13 protein-coding genes are annotated in these 15426 nt (G+C 69.8%); 10 read left to right on the top strand and 3 right to left on the bottom strand.

All coding sequences use genetic code 11. The annotated features are described in order from the left end of the window. Positions 1–97: 97 nt before the first annotated feature. Together BLT62_RS07575 and BLT62_RS07580 are read left to right on the top strand one after the other, a co-directional pair. Complete coding sequence (locus BLT62_RS07575) at positions 98–967, top strand: glycerophosphodiester phosphodiesterase (RefSeq protein WP_083363509.1); 870 nt, start codon at positions 98–100, stop codon at positions 965–967. 65 nt (positions 968–1032) lie between these two features. Next, complete coding sequence (locus tag BLT62_RS07580) at positions 1033–1617, top strand: GDSL-type esterase/lipase family protein (RefSeq protein WP_083363510.1); 585 nt, start codon at positions 1033–1035, stop codon at positions 1615–1617. Here the strand turns inward: BLT62_RS07580 and BLT62_RS07585 are convergent. Further along, complete coding sequence (locus BLT62_RS07585) at positions 1601–2974, bottom strand: M20/M25/M40 family metallo-hydrolase (protein ID WP_231919392.1); 1374 nt, start codon at positions 2972–2974, stop codon at positions 1601–1603. The two genes, BLT62_RS07580 and BLT62_RS07585, sit on opposite strands and share 17 nt — an antisense overlap. A 4-nt stretch (positions 2975–2978) precedes the next feature. Beyond that, entirely contained in the window at positions 2979–3257 is a 279-nt protein-coding gene (locus BLT62_RS07590) for a metal-sensitive transcriptional regulator (protein ID WP_083363511.1), read from the bottom strand. Between the two features lie 51 nt (positions 3258–3308). Between BLT62_RS07590 and BLT62_RS07595 the strand changes: the two genes are divergently transcribed. From BLT62_RS07595 to BLT62_RS07625, 7 genes are all read left to right on the top strand, one after another. Then, entirely contained in the window at positions 3309–5189 is a 1881-nt protein-coding gene (locus BLT62_RS07595; RefSeq protein ID WP_172829660.1) for a DUF2207 family protein, read from the top strand. Between the two features lie 31 nt (positions 5190–5220). Continuing rightward, positions 5221–5580, top strand: a complete 360-nt coding sequence (locus tag BLT62_RS07600; RefSeq protein WP_083363513.1) for a DUF6804 family protein — start codon at positions 5221–5223, stop codon at positions 5578–5580. Between the two features lie 163 nt (positions 5581–5743). Next, on the top strand, positions 5744–7870 hold the full coding sequence (locus BLT62_RS07605) for a DEAD/DEAH box helicase (protein WP_083363514.1): 2127 nt from the start codon (positions 5744–5746) through the stop codon (positions 7868–7870). Positions 7871–7975: 105 nt separating this feature from the next. Further along, positions 7976–9007 carry a 6-phosphofructokinase gene (locus BLT62_RS07610; protein WP_083363515.1) on the top strand — a complete coding sequence of 344 codons (1032 nt, stop codon included), beginning with the start codon at positions 7976–7978 and terminating at the stop codon, positions 9005–9007. A 41-nt stretch (positions 9008–9048) separates the two neighbouring features. Then, positions 9049–9555, top strand: a complete 507-nt coding sequence (locus tag BLT62_RS07615; protein WP_083363516.1) for an 8-oxo-dGTP diphosphatase — start codon at positions 9049–9051, stop codon at positions 9553–9555. A gap of 140 nt (positions 9556–9695) precedes the next feature. Beyond that, positions 9696–10877, top strand: a complete 1182-nt coding sequence (locus tag BLT62_RS07620) for an inorganic phosphate transporter (protein WP_083363517.1) — start codon at positions 9696–9698, stop codon at positions 10875–10877. Then, a complete protein-coding gene (locus BLT62_RS07625; RefSeq protein WP_083363518.1) occupies positions 10874–11206 on the top strand; it encodes a peptidase in 333 nt (110 codons plus the stop codon). Before BLT62_RS07620 ends, BLT62_RS07625 begins: the two co-directional genes overlap by 4 nt. Positions 11207–12444: 1238 nt before the next feature. Here BLT62_RS07625 and BLT62_RS07630 read toward each other — a convergent pair. Further along, on the bottom strand, positions 12445–13725 hold the full coding sequence (locus BLT62_RS07630) for a uracil-xanthine permease family protein (RefSeq protein WP_083363519.1): 1281 nt from the start codon (positions 13723–13725) through the stop codon (positions 12445–12447). Positions 13726–13853: 128 nt separating this feature from the next. Here BLT62_RS07630 and BLT62_RS07635 point away from each other — a divergent pair, with 128 nt between their 5' ends. Continuing rightward, a complete protein-coding gene (locus tag BLT62_RS07635; RefSeq protein WP_083363520.1) occupies positions 13854–15353 on the top strand; it encodes an NCS2 family permease in 1500 nt (499 codons plus the stop codon). Positions 15354–15426: the final 73 nt, after the last annotated feature.

Raw genomic sequence — 15426 nt, forward strand, 5'->3', positions numbered from 1 at the left:
CGTCGCCCGCGAACGCCGCCGACCCCCCCGCTTTGGGGCGTCGGCGGCGTTTTCCGTTTTATAACGGAACGGTAACGCGTGGGGTAGGGTTTCGGCCATGAAGCGTGCGCTGGTGCTCGCGGCATCCGGAGTGGTGCTGGCCCTGTTGAATGCCGTCCTGCTCGCGCCGAGCAGCAGCCAGGTGTACGCCTCGGACGTCTTCGGCGCGCTGCGCCTGCCGGGGGACCCTGCCTTCATCGCCGGCCACCGCGGCGACCGCTCCGTCGCACCGGAGAACACGATCCCCGCCTTCACCGCCGCGTTCGAGAACGACGCCATGCAGTTCGTCGAGACCGACGTGCAGCTGAGCCGGGACGGCGTCCCGATGCTCTTCCACGACACGACGCTCGAGCGCGTCGCCGGCACAAGCGCGCGCGTCGGCGAGCTGAGCGAGCGGCAGCTGAAGCGGCTGGACGTCGGCGCGTTCTACGGCGCGCGCTTCGCCGGCACCCGGATGCCGAGCCTCGCCGAGTTCCTGGACCTGGCCGCCGACTACGACAAGCGCCTGCTGATCGAGCTGAAGTCGGATTGGACGCTGTCGGAGATCGACCGGGTGCTCGCCGTCGTCGACGCGTCGGCTGTCGGCTCCCGCGTGATGCTGCAGAGCTTCAGCATCGAGACACTGCAGAACCTGCAGGAGGCGGCGCCGCAGATCCCGCGGCTGATGCTGATCCGTGAGCTGCCGGAGGACCCCGTGCCGATGGCCAGGCAGTTGGGCGTGCTGGCTCTCGGCACGACGGCCCGTGCGGTGACGGCGGCGCCGGAGGCCCTGCAGCGCCTGCACGAGGCCGGATTCGGCGTGCTCTGCTACACGCTGAACTCCGAGCGCAGCTGGGCAGAGGTGCGTGCGCTCGGCGTCGACGGCATCATCACCGACACCCCGAGCGAGCTCGACGGCTGGCTCGCGCAGAACGCCCCTGGCACCTAGGCGTCGCGGCCCGAACCTAGCCAAATCACAGCATCCGGGGGCAGGATAGATCTCGGAGGTTCGTCATGCCTGGAACAATCGCGTTTGTGGGGGACAGTCTGACGGCCGCCGGGCGCTGGGACGAGTGGCTCCCCGAATTCACGGTGAGCAACCATGCCGCGGGGGGCGCGACGACGGCCGATGTGTTGGCCGAGGTCGACGTGGTGCTCGCCAACCGCCCCGACGCCTATGTGCTTCTCATCGGCACCAACGACCTGGCCTGGCGCAAGTCCGTCGAGCACGTGGTGCGCAATGTGGAGAGCATTCTCGCCACGGTGCACAAGCATGAGCCGAGCACGCGGATGCTGGTGCAGTCGGTGCTCCCGCGCGAGCCGGAGTTCGCGGCATCCATTCGCGACATCAACCGGCACCTCTGGCAGTACTCCAGCACCGTGCGGGCGCAGTTCCTCGACCTGTGGCCCGTTCTGGCCGACGAGAACGGCGCGCTCTCGCCCGTGCACAGCGAGGACGGCCTGCACCTGACGGCGGCCGGCTACGAGCTCTGGCTCGACGCGCTGCGGCCGGCCATCGAGCGCCTGTTCGCCGTGCCGACGACCACGACGCCCATCGACGTGCTCTCCGACGCGATCTCGGTCAGCGGCCTGCGATGAGGTGTCGGTAGAAGTCAATCCCGCGCAGCCACGTCGCCACGTGGATCCGCTCGTCCTGGGCGTGCAGGGTCGCCCGTTCCTCCGCGCTCATCTCGAACGGCGTGAAGCGGTAGACGGCATCGCTGACGCCGGTGAACCAGCGGCTGTCGCTCGCCCCGGTCTGCACGTAGGGGGTGGAGAGCACCTCGCCGTCGATGGCGGAGACCGCGTCGACGATCGACTGCCAGGCCGGCCCGGACATGGGGGAGACGGGCGACGGCTCGCTGGACTGGTGCACCGACACCTGCACGAGCGGGTCGGCGATCGCGCGGCGCACGTGCGCCACCGTCTCGGCGATGCTGGAGCCGACCGCGACGCGCACGTTCACGATCGCCTCTGCCCGCTCGGCGAGGGCGTTGTGCGCCATGCTGCCGGAGAGCTGGGTGACGGCCGTCGTGGTGCGCACGAGGGCGTTCGTCTCGTCGCTCATCCGCGCAAAGACGAGGCGCAGCACAGGGCCGAACAGGCGGGGACGCCGGAACACCGCCGCGAGCGGCCCGCTGCTGTGCGCGCCGACGATGCGCAGCATCTCGGCGATCGCCGGGTTGATCGCGGTGGGGAACGGCCGGGCATTCAGCCGCACGATGGCGCGGGCCAGCCGCACCGTCGCCGTCATCTTCGGGGGAGTGGAGGCGTGCCCGCCCTGCTGCTGCACCGCGAGGGCCAGGCTGGTGATGCCCTTCTCGCTGACGCCGATCATGGCGCTCGGCCGGGCGAGGCCGGGCAGCACGCCGCTCACGATGGCGCCGCCCTCGTCGAGAACGAGGGCAGGGCGGATGCCACGCTCGGCGAACAGCGCCGCTGCCGCCTGCGCGCCGCTGCCGTGGGTCTCCTCGTCGTGGCCGAAGCTCAGGTAGATGTCGCGGCTCGGGGTGAGGCCGGTCGCGAGCTCGGACTCGACGGCCTCCAGGATCGCCACGAGGGCGGCCTTGTCGTCGAGGGCGCCGCGCGCCCAGAGCACGCGCTCTGCCCCGTCGCCATCGACCACGGCGTCGAACGGCGGATGCCGCCAGCCCTCCGCGCTCGCCGCGACGACGTCGTAGTGCGCCATGAGCACCAGCGGTGCGGCATCCGTCGTGCCTCGCCAGCGGAACAGCATCGAGTGCTCCGCGACGAGTTCCAGCTCGAGCCCGGCATGGGCGAGCGGGTAGAGCTCGGCGAGCATCTCGCGGAAGCGGGTGAACGCGGGCCAGTCCGTCTCGGACGGGTCGGTGCGCGACATCGTCGGCACGCGCAGCAGCTGCTGGAAGCGCGCCACCGCAGGGTCGGCGTCCAGCGGGCCGGCGGTCGACGGCGCGGCGTCGCGCAGGGTGCTCATGCGCCTAGCCGCGGTTGTTGCTGAGCTCGAAGACCTTCAGCAGCTCGGCGACGGCGGCATCGCGCTCGTCGCCGCCCGCCTCGAACTGGTGCGTGACATGGGTGCGCAGGTGGTTCTCCACGAGCAGCTTGTTCAGCGAGCCGAGCGACTTCTGGATCGCCAGGGACAGCGTGATGATGTCGACGCAGTAGTCCTCGTTCTCGATCATCTTCTCGAGCCCGCGCATCTGCCCCTCGAGGATGCGGGTGCGGTGCAGTGCACGCTTCTTGATGTCTTCGATCACGCACCCAGACTAGCGGCAGCAGCCTCCATGCGGGCCGATACTGTGGAGGCCATGAAGCAACGCCTGCGCCGCCCGCTGCCCCTCCTCGCCGCCGCCCTGCTGCTGCTCGGAATCGGCACGGGGCTGGCCGGCACGGTGCCGGCCGCGCAGGCGGCCGTGGAGCCGGTGGCTGCAGTGGGCACCGGCGTCGACGAGTTCCGCTTCGCCTCCTTCGACGCCGACTACCTGCTCGGCCGCGACGCCGAGGGGCGCTCGACCCTCGAGACGACGGAGACGCTCGTGGCGGTGTTCCCGGAGTTCGACCAGAACAGGGGCATCCGCCGGGCGATCCCGCTGCGCTACGACGGGCACCCCACCGACCTGGTCGTGCAGGGCGTCACCGACGAGAACGGCGTGCCGCGCCCGTACGAGAGCGAGGAGGACGAGGACGGCGAGTTCCTCATCGTCACGATCGCCGCCGACGGCTACGTGCACGGCGCGCAGAGCTACGTCATCCGCTACAGCCAGCAGAACATCACGCTGGAGCCGGATGACGGAACACAGCAGGAGTTCTACCGCGACGTCAACGGCGTCGGCTGGGCTCAGCCCTTCGACCGGGTCGGGGCGACGCTGCGGATGGACGCGGAGCTCGTCGCCGCCCTGAACGGGCAGATGGCCTGTTACCGCGGCCCGCAGGGCTCCAGCCAGCCGTGCGAGCAGATCGTGCTCGCCGAGAGCGCCCCGCCGAGCGACCCGCCGAGAGTCGTTGCGGAGGCGAGCGGGCTCGGCGCGTACGAGAACCTGACCATGGCCGTCGGATTCGAGCCGGGAACCTTCGTGCCGCGGGACGGCTCCCTGGCCGCCTCGCCGTCCGGCATCGCCGGGGTCGGCGCCGCCCTGGCGACGCTTGGCGTGTTCGCCGCCGCGGTCATCACCCGCCGCCGGCGCTGGCGTGACGCGCCGGGCCGGGGCATTGTCATCGCCGAGTATGAGCCGCCGGCCGGGGTCGACGTGCTGCTCGCCGCCGAGCTGCTGGGCCGCGAGAAGAAGGGCGTCACGGCGGCCATCCTCGACCTCGCCGTCGGCCGCGCCCTGCGTGTGATCGAGCTGAAGAAGAGCCGCTTCCAGCTCGAGTTGGTGGACCCGGACGCCGCGAGCGGCCCGCTCCGCCCGGTGCTGACCGCCATCTTCGGCGAGAGTCTCCGTCCCGGCGAGCGGCACACGCTCGGCACGACGAGCAACAGCATCGGTACGAAACTGCACGCGGTGACCGCGGCGACCAGGAAGCGGTCGCGCGCCGCGGGCTTCCGGCGCCGGGCGGATGCCGGCCGGCGGGTGCTCCTCGTCGCCGCGGCGTTGTGCGGCGCGGTGCTGACGGTGGTGCTCAGCGCGATCGCCCTCGAATCGGACCGCGGCGGGCTGTGGCCGCTGGCCGCCATCCTCGTGGCGGGCCTCGCCGCCGTGCTGACCGCGATCTGGCTCGCCGACATCCGCCCGCTCACCGCCCAGGGCGCGCTCGCCGTCGAACACCTGCGCGGCCTGGAGCTGTTCATCCGGCTGGCGGAGGCCGACCGGCTGCGGATGCTGCAGAGCCCGAGCGGCGCCTTGCGCGACGCGGTGCCGGGAGTGCAGGGCGGCAGGCCCGCTGGCGGCCCGTCCGACGCGCAGGTGCTCCGGCTGCACGAGAAGCTGCTGCCGTACGCCGCGCTGTTCGGCCAGGAGAAGGAGTGGGCGGCGGCGCTTGCCTCGCTCTACGCCCAGAGCGGCGAGCCCGACTGGTACCAGGGCCGCAGCGGCTTCAACCTGGCCGCCTTCGCCGTCGGGGTGAGCAGCTTCAGCACCGCCTCGTCGAGCTCCTGGTCGAGCTCCTCCTCGAGTTCCTCCAGCGGCGGCTCCGGCGGCGGCGGCTTCAGCGGTGGCGGCGGCGGCGGGGGAGGCGGCGGCGGCGTGTAGGCCGGGGCCGGTGAGCGCCTACGCTGGGAGCATGTCGAATCGCCCCGCCGCCCGCACCCCCGCACGCTCCGCCACGCCAGAGTTCAGCCGTCCGGCGCTGGCGCCCGGGCTGCTCGGAGCGATCGCGCTGATGGTGGGGCTCGCGCTGCTGGACGTCGACGCCTTCACCATCATCCGCTTCGTGGTCAGCATCCTCGCCCTGATCGTCTGCGTCTTCGCCGTGCAGGGGAAGGCGTGGTGGTGGCTGATCGGCCTGGCCCCGATCGCCGTGCTCTGGAACCCGATCGTCGTCATCGAGCTGCACGGGCAGGGCTGGGTCTCTCTGCAGTTCGTGGCCGCCCTGATCTTCATTGCCAGCGGAATCTTCATCAAGGTGCCGAGCAAGGCCTGAAAACCCCGCCGACGCAGTACACTGATACCGCGTCGGCAGACCCTGTCACCGCCTCGACCGTGCACGGCACGTTGCTTGGGGATGGGTTCGGCGCGTAGTTCGCGGGCATCACCGGGCAGCAACCGGTCGAGGGCGAACGCAGGCATCCGAGAGTTGGAGAACAATGCCCGAACAGCGACGCTCCCGTCAGCGCACCCGCAGCCGCGATGACGAGGCGCCCATCATCCCGATCCTCGCCCGCAAGGTGCGCGAGGTGGAGGCGAAGGCGCAGGGCGGCAAGGTCGGCCCGACCAACCGCACCAAGTTCCAGGTCATTGCCCTGCTGATGCGCGAGGAGCGCGCTCGGGTGAAGACCGATCCAGAGATCAGCGACGCCAGCCGCGCCGAACTGCTCAAGCGCCTCGACGGCATCGCCCAGATCCTGGCCAAGACAGCGGCCCGCGACACCAGCCTGATCACCCTGCTGGAGCCGGACGCCGGGGTCGGCGCCGTCGCGCAGCGCTTCCGCCGCGACTGGCTGCTGGAATCCGGTGCAGAGCTCAGCCCGGACGAGCTGATCATCACCCGCGAGCCGGAGGCCAAGCCCGAGATCGCCGAGAACCAGGTGATCCCGCAGTCGGTGAAGGCCCGCCAGCTGGCGAACCCGTTCCTCGCCCCCGATTTCTCCCGCCCGGCCACGCCCGTCGTGCCGGTGCGCAGGCTCGCCAACTGGGAGCTGCTCAGCCCCCTGTTCAAGTCCTTCGAGTACGGCTCCGGCGGCCAGTCCGCCAGCATGGAGCTGCCGGAGGCGCCGAAGATCGACCGTCTCTCGCCCAAGGGCATGACGCTGATGAAGCACCAGGCCCGTTTCGTGGAGAGCGTGCGCCGCGGTCACCGCAGCTTCCTGCTCGCCGACGAGCCGGGACTCGGCAAGACCGCGCAGAGCGTGCTCGCGGCATCCGTCGCCGACGCCTACCCGCTCCTGGCCGTCGTGCCCAACGTCGTCAAGATGAACTGGGCCCGCGAGGTGGAGCGCTGGACGCCGCACCGCCGCGCGACGGTCATCCACGGCGACGGCGACACCCTGGACGCCTTCGCCGACGTCGTCATCGTCAACTACGACGTGCTCGACCGGCACCGCACCTGGCTCGGCACCCTCGGGTTCCGCGGCATGGTCGTCGACGAGGCGCACTTCATCAAGAACCTGCAGTCGCAGCGCTCCAAGCACGTGCTGGCGCTGGCCGACAAGATCCGGCAGACCACGCCGGGCGGCGACCCGCTGCTCATGGCCCTGACCGGAACCCCGCTGATCAACGACGTCGACGACTTCCGCGCGATCTGGCAGTACCTCGGCTGGATTAACGGCGACAAGCCGGCCCCCGCCCTGCTCGCCAAGCTCGAGGAGTCCGGCCTCACGCCGGCCGACATGGGCTTCTACGCCGAGGCACGCGCCGCCGTCATCGACATGGGCATCGTGCGCCGCCGCAAGGTCGACGTGGCCAAGGACCTGCCGGCCAAGCGCATCGCCGACCTGCCGGTGGAGCTGGACGACGACCTCGGGCGCTCCATCCGCCAGGCGGAGCGCGAGCTCGGCTACCGGCTGCGCGAGCGCTTCCTCGCCCTCGTCTCCTCCCGTGGCCTCACCGTCGGGCAGCTCGACGAGGACCAGTTCGACAGCTTCGTCCGCGCCGTCGCGCATGCAGAGCTCGAGGAGTCGAAGGCCGCCAAGTCCGGCGACAACGTGTTCACCATGGTGCGCAAGATCGGCCAGGCCAAGGCGGCGCTCGCCGCCGACTACGCGGCCCAGCTGGTCCGCTCCGTCGGCAAGGTGGTCTTCTTCGCGAAGCACATCGACGTCATGGATGCCGCAGAGGAGACCTTCGCCAAGCGCGAGCTCAAGACGGTGTCGCTGCGCGGCGACCAGAGCGCTGTGGCCCGCCAGGCCGCCATCGACGCGTTCAACAACGACCCGGAGGTCTCGGTCGCGGTGTGCTCGCTCACGGCGGCCGGCGTCGGCGTCAACCTGCAGGCCGCCTCCAACGTGGTGCTCGCCGAGCTCAGCTGGACGGCTGCGGAGCAGACGCAGGCGATCGACCGCGTGCACCGCATCGGCCAGGAGGAGCCCGTCACCGCGTGGCGCATCATCGCCGCGCACACCATCGACGCCAAGATCGCTGAGCTCATCGACAGCAAGCAGGGGCTCGCCGCGCGGGCCCTGGACGGCTCGGACGAGGAGCTCGTCGCGGCGGACTCCGTGCAGCAGAATGCGCTCGCGCACCTGTTGCGGCAGGCCATCGACGGTTCGCTGTAGACTCACAAAATCCGACCGATACGCCCCGACGAAGCGGCATTCGGGCGCATGCTCAGGTGGCATGCGTCGGAACCACCACCCAGAACCAACGAGGAGCCAGGGCGCATGAAGATCGGAATCTTGACGAGCGGCGGAGACTGCCCGGGCCTGAACGCGGTGATCCGCGGGGCGGTGCTCAAGGGCGTCATCTCGCACGACACCGAGTTCGTCGGCTTCCGCTCCGGCTGGCGCGGCGTCGTCGAGGCCGACATCATGCCGATCACGCGCCACGACGTGCGCGGCCTCGCCAAGCAGGGTGGCACCATCCTCGGCTCCAGCCGCACCAACCCCTTCGAGGGCGAGGGCGGCGGGCCGGAGAACATCCAGCGCATGCTCGATGAGAACGGCATCGACGCGATCATCGCGATCGGCGGCGAGGGCACCCTCACCGCCGCACGCCGCCTGCACGACGAGGGCGGCATCAACGTCGTCGGCGTGCCGAAGACGATCGACAACGACCTGACCGCCACCGACTACTCCTTCGGCTTCGACACCGCCGTGGAGATCGCCACGGAGGCCATCGACCGCCTGCGCACCACCGCCGACTCGCACGGCCGCTGCATGGTGCTCGAGGTCATGGGCCGCCACGTCGGCTGGATCGCCCTGCACTCCGGCATGGCCGGCGGCGCGCACGCCATCCTCATCCCGGAGCAGCCGCAGTCCATCGAGCAGATCTGCGAGTGGGTGGAGTCCGTGCGCGAGCGCGGCCGTGCCCCGCTCGTCGTCGTCGCCGAGGGCTTCACCCTCGAGGGCATGACCGAGGCGCACTCGCACAAGGGCCTGGACGCCTTCAACCGCCCGCGCCTCGGCGGCATCGCCGAGCTGCTCGCCCCGATGATCGAGGAGCGCACAGGCATCGAGTCCCGCGCGACCGTTCTCGGCCACATCCAGCGCGGCGGCGCCCCGAGCGCCTACGACCGGGTGCTGGCCACCCGTCTCGGCATGGCAGCCGTCGAGGCCGTCTACGAGCGCCAGTGGGGCTCCATGGTGTCCCTCCGCGGCACCGAGATCAAGACCGTGAGCATCGCCGAGGCGACCGGCGGGCTGAACACCGTGCCGCAGGACCGCTTCGACGAGGCCCGCATCCTGTTCGGCTAGGCCGACCGCCGCGCATTCGATCCACCCCGATTCGAGCTGACATGGACCCCGCCCCGCTCCCGCAGGTGTGCGTCGTGTACCTGCTGCGCACCGACGAGCGCGGCATCCGGCAGGTGCTGCTCGGCCGCAAGAAGCTCGGCCTCGGCCAGGGCAATTTCGTCGCGCCGGGCGGCAAGCTAGAGCCGGGGGAGTCGCCGGCGGATGCCGCGGTGCGCGAGGTCGCCGAGGAGGCGGGCGTGCTCGTCGCACCCGCAGACCTGCAGAGCCGCGGCATGCTCGACTACTTCTTCCCGCACCGCGAATCGTGGAGCCAGCGCTCGCACGTCTTCGTCTGCGAGCGCTGGACGGGCATTCCCCGAGAATCCAATGAGCTGAATCCGGAGTGGGTCGACCTGGACGCCGTCCCGTACGCAGAAATGTGGGATGACGCCCGGTTTTGGTTGCCGGAGGTGCTGGCAGGGGGAGAGGTCCGACGCGACTTCACCTTCGGCGAGGATCTTGCAAGCGTCGTGGATGCGACACTCTCGGCCGAGCGTCCCCAGCGCTGACCCGCGCTCAGGTTGACCTTGGTCGATCTGGGTGTAAGTATCGACGTGGTGTTCCGCAGTTCTTCGATTTCGGCAAGCCATTCCTAGTGAATTTCCGGTGTATTTTCACCGAACCCCTCTTCCCCTAAAGAAAGTCGCCGGTGGATATCACCCTGATCGTCGTGCTTGTCATCGCGCTCGCACTGTTCTTCGATTTCACGAACGGCTTCCACGACACCGCCAACGCGATGGCCACCCCCATCGCGACCGGTGCCATGAAGCCGAAGGTCGCGGTCACCCTCGCGGCGCTGCTCAACCTCGTCGGGGCGTTCCTGTCCACCGAGGTCGCCAAGACCATCTCGCACGGCATCATCAATGAGGGCGAGGGCGGCGTTCTCATCACGCCGGAACTGATCTTCGCCGGCCTCATCGGCGCTGTCGTCTGGAACATGCTGACCTGGCTGCTCGGGCTCCCGTCCAGCTCCAGCCACGCGCTCTTCGGCGGTCTCATCGGTGCTGCCCTCGTCGGCGCCGGCATCAACGCGATCAACATCGACCAGGTGCTCTCCAAGGTGATCCTGCCCGCGCTCATCGCGCCGGTCACCGCGGGTGTCGTCGCCTATGCGGCCACCAAGCTGGCCTACGCCATCACCCGCCGCTACGACGGCCGCCCCGACGGCCGCGACGGCTTCCGCTACGCGCAGATCTTCTCCAGCTCGCTCGTCGCCCTGGCGCACGGCACGAACGACGCGCAGAAGACCATGGGTGTCATCACGCTGGTGCTGGTCTCCAGCGGCCTGCAGGCAGCCGACAACGACAACGTGCAGACCTGGGTCGTCGTGACCTGTGCACTCGCCATCGCGCTCGGAACGTACATGGGCGGATGGCGCATCATCCGCACGCTCGGCACCGGCCTCACCGACGTCAAGCCCGCCCAGGGCTTCGCCGCGGAGACCGCCACGGCGGCCACGATCCTCGCCTCCACCCACCTCGGTTTCGCCCTCTCCACCACGCAGGTCGCCTCCGGCTCGGTCATCGGCTCTGGCCTCGGCCGCCGCGGATCGACCGTGCGCTGGGGCACCGCCGGCCGCATCGGCATCGGCTGGCTGCTCACACTTCCCGCCGCCGCCCTCGTCGGCGCGGTCGCCGCCTGGATCGCGCACCTCGGCCCGTGGGGCATCGTCGTCGACGCCGTCATCGGCACCGTCGTGATCGTCGGCATCTTCCTCTGGTCGCGCCGCGACGAGATCTCGCACAGCAACGTCGTCAGCGACGTCGCCGACTCGGGCAAGGCCGTCAAGATCAAGAGCAACCCCAAGCCCAAGCGAAAGGCAAAGCCGTGATCGACTGGGTCGCCTTCTTCATCGTCTTCCTGGCGGCGATCGTCTCCACCGTCGTCGTCGTCTCCACCTACTCGCTCGGCCTGCGTCTGCTCTCGGCCTCCGGCCGGGTCCCCGTCGTCGAGCCGGCCGAGTTCACCGACGCCATCACCGTGATGTCGGCCAAGGAGATCAAGACCGCCACCAAGCGCGCCCGCAAGGCCGCCAAGAAGAACCCGCTCACCGCGGGGCAGAAGCAGGCCGCCTTCATCGGCGCCTGGGCCTGCTTCGTCGTCTGTGCCTGCGCGGTGCTCTTCGGCATCTACCTGATCGTCCCCGCCCTCCACTCCTAGGCCGGCGCCGCCGCCGGCCCGCGTGGCCGCCCGCGCAGCCGCCCGCGCGGTCGCGGCTGCTCCCCGCGCCACTTCGTAGGCATCCGGCCACCTGGTGTGGCGCGGAGGCCTACGAACTGGCGCACAGCGGCCGTCGCCGCACGCCCGCCGGCCGCAGCCCACCCGTGTCGCCGCACGCCCGTCGCCGCGTGTGGATGTCGCAGCGGGGATGTCGCAGCGTGGCTGGGTCGCGGTGGGACTGTCGCAGCGACTGCCCGACGCTCGTCGTTCGCGTGCTGCGCCACTTCGTGGGCCTCCGCGCCAGCTGGTGTGGCGCGGAGGCCCACAAACTGGCGCACAGCACCCGTTTCCGTGCGCCGGTTGTTGCACGCTCGGTGCAGAACGGATGCCGCGGCGCACCCGTGTTGCAGTACGCCTGTCGCAGCGCGCCCGGCGCCCTACGGCTGTCGCAGCGCGGCTGTCGCAGCGTGTGGATGTCGCAGCGGGGCTGTCGCCGTACCGCTGTCGCTGCGACCGCCCGATGCGCGCTGTTCGCGTCCTGCGCCACTTCCTGGGCCCCCGCGCCAGCTGGTGTGGCGCGGAGGCCCACGAGCTGGCGCACATCGGCCGTTGCCGTGCGCCCGCCGAGGCGCACCCGTGTAGCCGCAGGCCCGTCGCAGCGCCCGTCGCAGCGGGGCTGTCGCAGCGGTTGCCCGATGCGCGCTGTTTGCGCGCTGCGCCACTTCGTGGGCCTGCGCGCCAGCTGATGTGGCGCGGAAGCCCACCAACTGGCGCACAGCGGCCGTGGCCGCATGCCCGCCGAGGTGCCCCCGGGTAGTCGCACGCCCGTCGCAGCGAGCCCGGCGCAGTACGGCTGTCGCAGCGTGGCTGGGTCGCGGTGGGACTGTCGCAGCGGCTGCCCGATGCGCGCTGTTCGCGCCCTACGCCACTTCGTGCGGATCCGCGCCAGCTGATGTGGCGCGGAGGCCCACGAACTGGCGCACAGCGGCCGTGGCAGTGCGCCGGTTGCTGCACGCTCGGTGCAGAGCGGATGCCGCGGCGCGAGCGCTGTCGCACCGGCATCCGTCGACCAGGCTGCCAGCAGTCGCGCCTCCGCCGCCGACGGGAACGCGCGGGAACGATCGGGGACGCAAAAGCCTCCCCGTCGACACCGCGCGCGAGGCGCGGAGTCGACGGGGAGGCGAGTGCTGTGGTGCGGGTGGTGCTGTGGTGCGGGTGGTGCTGTGGTGCGGGTGGTGCTAGAGCTTGTTGGTGCCGCGGACGCGGGCCACCGCGGTCATCACGTGGTAGACGACGATCGCGGCAATGGTGCCGAGCGCGATACCGGTGAAGGTGATGCCGCCGATGGTGATCGTGTAATCGGCGATGGCGATGATCAGGGCGGTCGCGGCCGTGAACTGGTTGATCGGGCTGTTGAAGTCGACCTTGTTGTCGAGCCAGATCTTCACACCGATGATGCCGATGAGGCCATAGAGCGCGGTCGTGACGCCACCGAGGACTCCCGGCGGGATGGTGTTGATGACGGCGCCGACCTTGGGGGAGAGGCTGAGCAGGATCGCGAAGATGCCGGCCACCCAGTAGGCGGCAGTGGAGTAGACGCGGGTCGCGGCCATGACGCCGATGTTCTCGCCGTAGGTGGTGGTTCCGGAACCGCCGAAGCTACCGGCGAGCATCGTGGCGACACCGTCTGCGAACAACGCGCGGCCGGTGAGCTTGTTGACGCCCGGGTTGGTCAGCTGAGCGACGCCGCGCACGTGGCCGACATTCTCGGCAATCAGGACGAGCACAACGGGGATGAACGCGGGCAGGAAGGCGAGCACGGTGGGGTCGGTGAACGGGTTCGTGGGGAATGCGAAGGTCGGCAAGCCGATCCAGGCGGCTTCCGCGACCTTGTCGAAGTTCACCTGGCCGAACAGCACGGCGGCCACGTATCCGACGAGCACACCGATGAAGATGGACAGCCTGCCCAGGATTCCCCGGAAGAAGACGGCGCTCAACAGCACGGCGGCCAGCGTGATGATGGCGGTGAGCGGGGCCTGGGCGAAGTTGGCCCCGGCCGCGGGCGCGAGGTTGAAGCCGATCAGCGCCACAATGGCGCCGGCCACGACGGGCGGCATGAGCGCGTCGATCCAGCCCGAACCGGTGACCTGCACCAGGAGGCCGACGATTGCGAGCATGGCGCCGACGACGACGATGCCGAAGAGGGCGTTGCCGTAGTTGGTGCCGACCGTTGCCGCGGTGATCGGGGCGATGAACGCGAAGGAGGAGCCCAGGTAGCTGGGGAGCTTGTTGCGGGTGACCAGCAGGAACAGGATCGTGCCGAGACCGGAGAACAGCAGGGTCGTGCTGGGCGGGAAGCCGGTGAGGATCGGGACGAGGAACGTCGCGCCGAACATGGCGACGACGTGCTGCATCCCCAAACCGATCGTGCGCGGCCAACTCAGTCGCTCTTCAGGGGCGACGATTGTGCTCGCGGCGACGTTCTTGCCGTCTCCGTGCAGCTTCCAGGGCAGTTCCATGCGGTGTTTCCGTTCAGAGAGGGGGTGCGAAATGGGGGTGCGGGGCGGGAAACCCCTTGACGATCGTAGGGACTGTTGGGGCCCAATGCGTGCCTCCGCTAGGAAAACCCTTAGAATCAACCGGGGATTTGACAACATATGAGCACAAGGAGCTAGCCATTTCACAGTCAACGGCCACCGAGACACCCGCAACACCGCCTTCGGGCCTGAAGTCTCGAATCGACAGCTACTTTGAAATCACGCGGCGCGGCTCCAACTTCGCCACCGAGGTGCGCGGCGGCATCGTCACCTTCGTGACGATGGCGTACATCGTCATCCTGAACCCGATCATCCTGAGCAGCGGCGTCGACATCGACGGCAACTCGCTCGGATTCCCGCAGCTCGCGGCCGTCACCGCGCTGACCGCCGGCGTTATGACGATCCTCTTCGGTGTCGTCGCCCGCCTGCCGTTCGGCTTCGCGGCCGGCCTCGGCATCAACTCCTTCCTCGCCGTGAGCGTCGTCGGCGAGGTGACCTGGCCCGAGGCCATGGGCCTCGTCGTCATCAACGGCCTGATCATCGTGCTGCTGGCCGCCACCGGCCTGCGCCGCCTGATCTTCGAGGCGGTGCCGATTCAGCTGAAGCTCGCCATCACCGTCGGTATCGGCCTCTTCATCGCCTTCATCGGCCTCGTCAACGCCGGCTTCGTCACCTCCACCGGTGCGGCCTCCCCGCCCGTCGGCCTCGGCGTCAACGGCTCCGTTGCGACGATCCCGACCCTCATCTTCATCGTCACCCTCGTCGTCACCGGCGTCCTGGTCGCCCGCAAGGTCAAGGGCGCCCTGCTCATCGGCCTCGTCGGCAGCACCGTGCTCGCCGTCATCGTCGAGGCGATCGCGAAGCTCGGCCCGCAGTTCTCGAACGGCGAGTTCAACGCCGGCGGCTGGAGCCTCTCTGTCCCCGCGCTGCCCGCCCAGTGGGTCAGCATCCCCGACCTCAGCCTCGTCGGCCAGGTCAGCTTCGGCAGCTTCGAGCGCATCGGCGCCCTGGCCGCCATGATGCTCGTCTTCACCCTCGTCTTCACGAACTTCTTCGACGCCATGGGCACCATGACCGGCCTCTCCAACGAGGCCAAGCTGGCAGACGCCAAGGGCAACTTCCCCCGCCTGAAGAGCGCGCTCGTCGTCGAGGGCATCGGCGCCGTCGCCGGTGGCTTCACCTCCAGCTCCTCCAACACGGTCTTCATCGAGTCGGGCGCCGGCATCGGTGAGGGTGCGCGCACCGGCTTCGCCAACCTGATCACGGGCCTCATGTTCCTGGTGGCGATGTTCTTCACGCCGCTCACCTCGATCGTGCCGACCGAGGTGGCCAGCGCCGCCCTCGTCATCGTGGGTGCCATGATGATGACCCAGATCAAGGACATCGACTTCAGCGAGTTCTCCGTGCTGCTGCCGGTGTTCCTCACGATCGTCGTCATGCCGCTCACCTACTCGATCGCCAACGGCATCGGCGCGGGCTTCGTCGCCTGGGTGCTGATCCGCTCGCTCTCCGGCAAGGCCAAGGGCATCAGCCCGCTGCTCTGGATCGTCGCGGCAGGCTTCCTGCTCTACTTCGTGCGCGGCCCGATCGAGACCATGCTCGGCCTGTAACCGAGAAGCACACAACAGAACGGCCGGATGCGACATGCATCCGGCCGTTCGGCGTTTGCAGGCGTGGTCCGGG

The organism is Microterricola viridarii, from assembly GCF_900104895.1.
Taxonomy (GTDB): domain Bacteria; phylum Actinomycetota; class Actinomycetes; order Actinomycetales; family Microbacteriaceae; genus Microterricola; species Microterricola viridarii.

Excerpts from the sequence above, each read along its gene's own strand:
- BLT62_RS07595 (WP_172829660.1), top strand. The coding sequence starts at position 3,309 with ATGAAGCAACGCCTGCGCCGCCCGCTGCCCCTCCTCGCCGCCGCCCTG.
- BLT62_RS07600 (WP_083363513.1), top strand. The coding sequence starts at position 5,221 with ATGTCGAATCGCCCCGCCGCCCGCACCCCCGCACGCTCCGCCACGCCA.
- BLT62_RS07575 (WP_083363509.1), top strand. The coding sequence starts at position 98 with ATGAAGCGTGCGCTGGTGCTCGCGGCATCCGGAGTGGTGCTGGCCCTG.
- BLT62_RS07630 (WP_083363519.1), bottom strand. The coding sequence starts at position 13,725 with ATGGAACTGCCCTGGAAGCTGCACGGAGACGGCAAGAACGTCGCCGCG.
- BLT62_RS07605 (WP_083363514.1), top strand. The coding sequence starts at position 5,744 with ATGCCCGAACAGCGACGCTCCCGTCAGCGCACCCGCAGCCGCGATGAC.
- BLT62_RS07585 (WP_231919392.1), bottom strand. The coding sequence starts at position 2,974 with ATGAGCACCCTGCGCGACGCCGCGCCGTCGACCGCCGGCCCGCTGGAC.
- BLT62_RS07580 (WP_083363510.1), top strand. The coding sequence starts at position 1,033 with ATGCCTGGAACAATCGCGTTTGTGGGGGACAGTCTGACGGCCGCCGGG.
- BLT62_RS07610 (WP_083363515.1), top strand. The coding sequence starts at position 7,976 with ATGAAGATCGGAATCTTGACGAGCGGCGGAGACTGCCCGGGCCTGAAC.
- BLT62_RS07615 (WP_083363516.1), top strand. The coding sequence starts at position 9,049 with ATGGACCCCGCCCCGCTCCCGCAGGTGTGCGTCGTGTACCTGCTGCGC.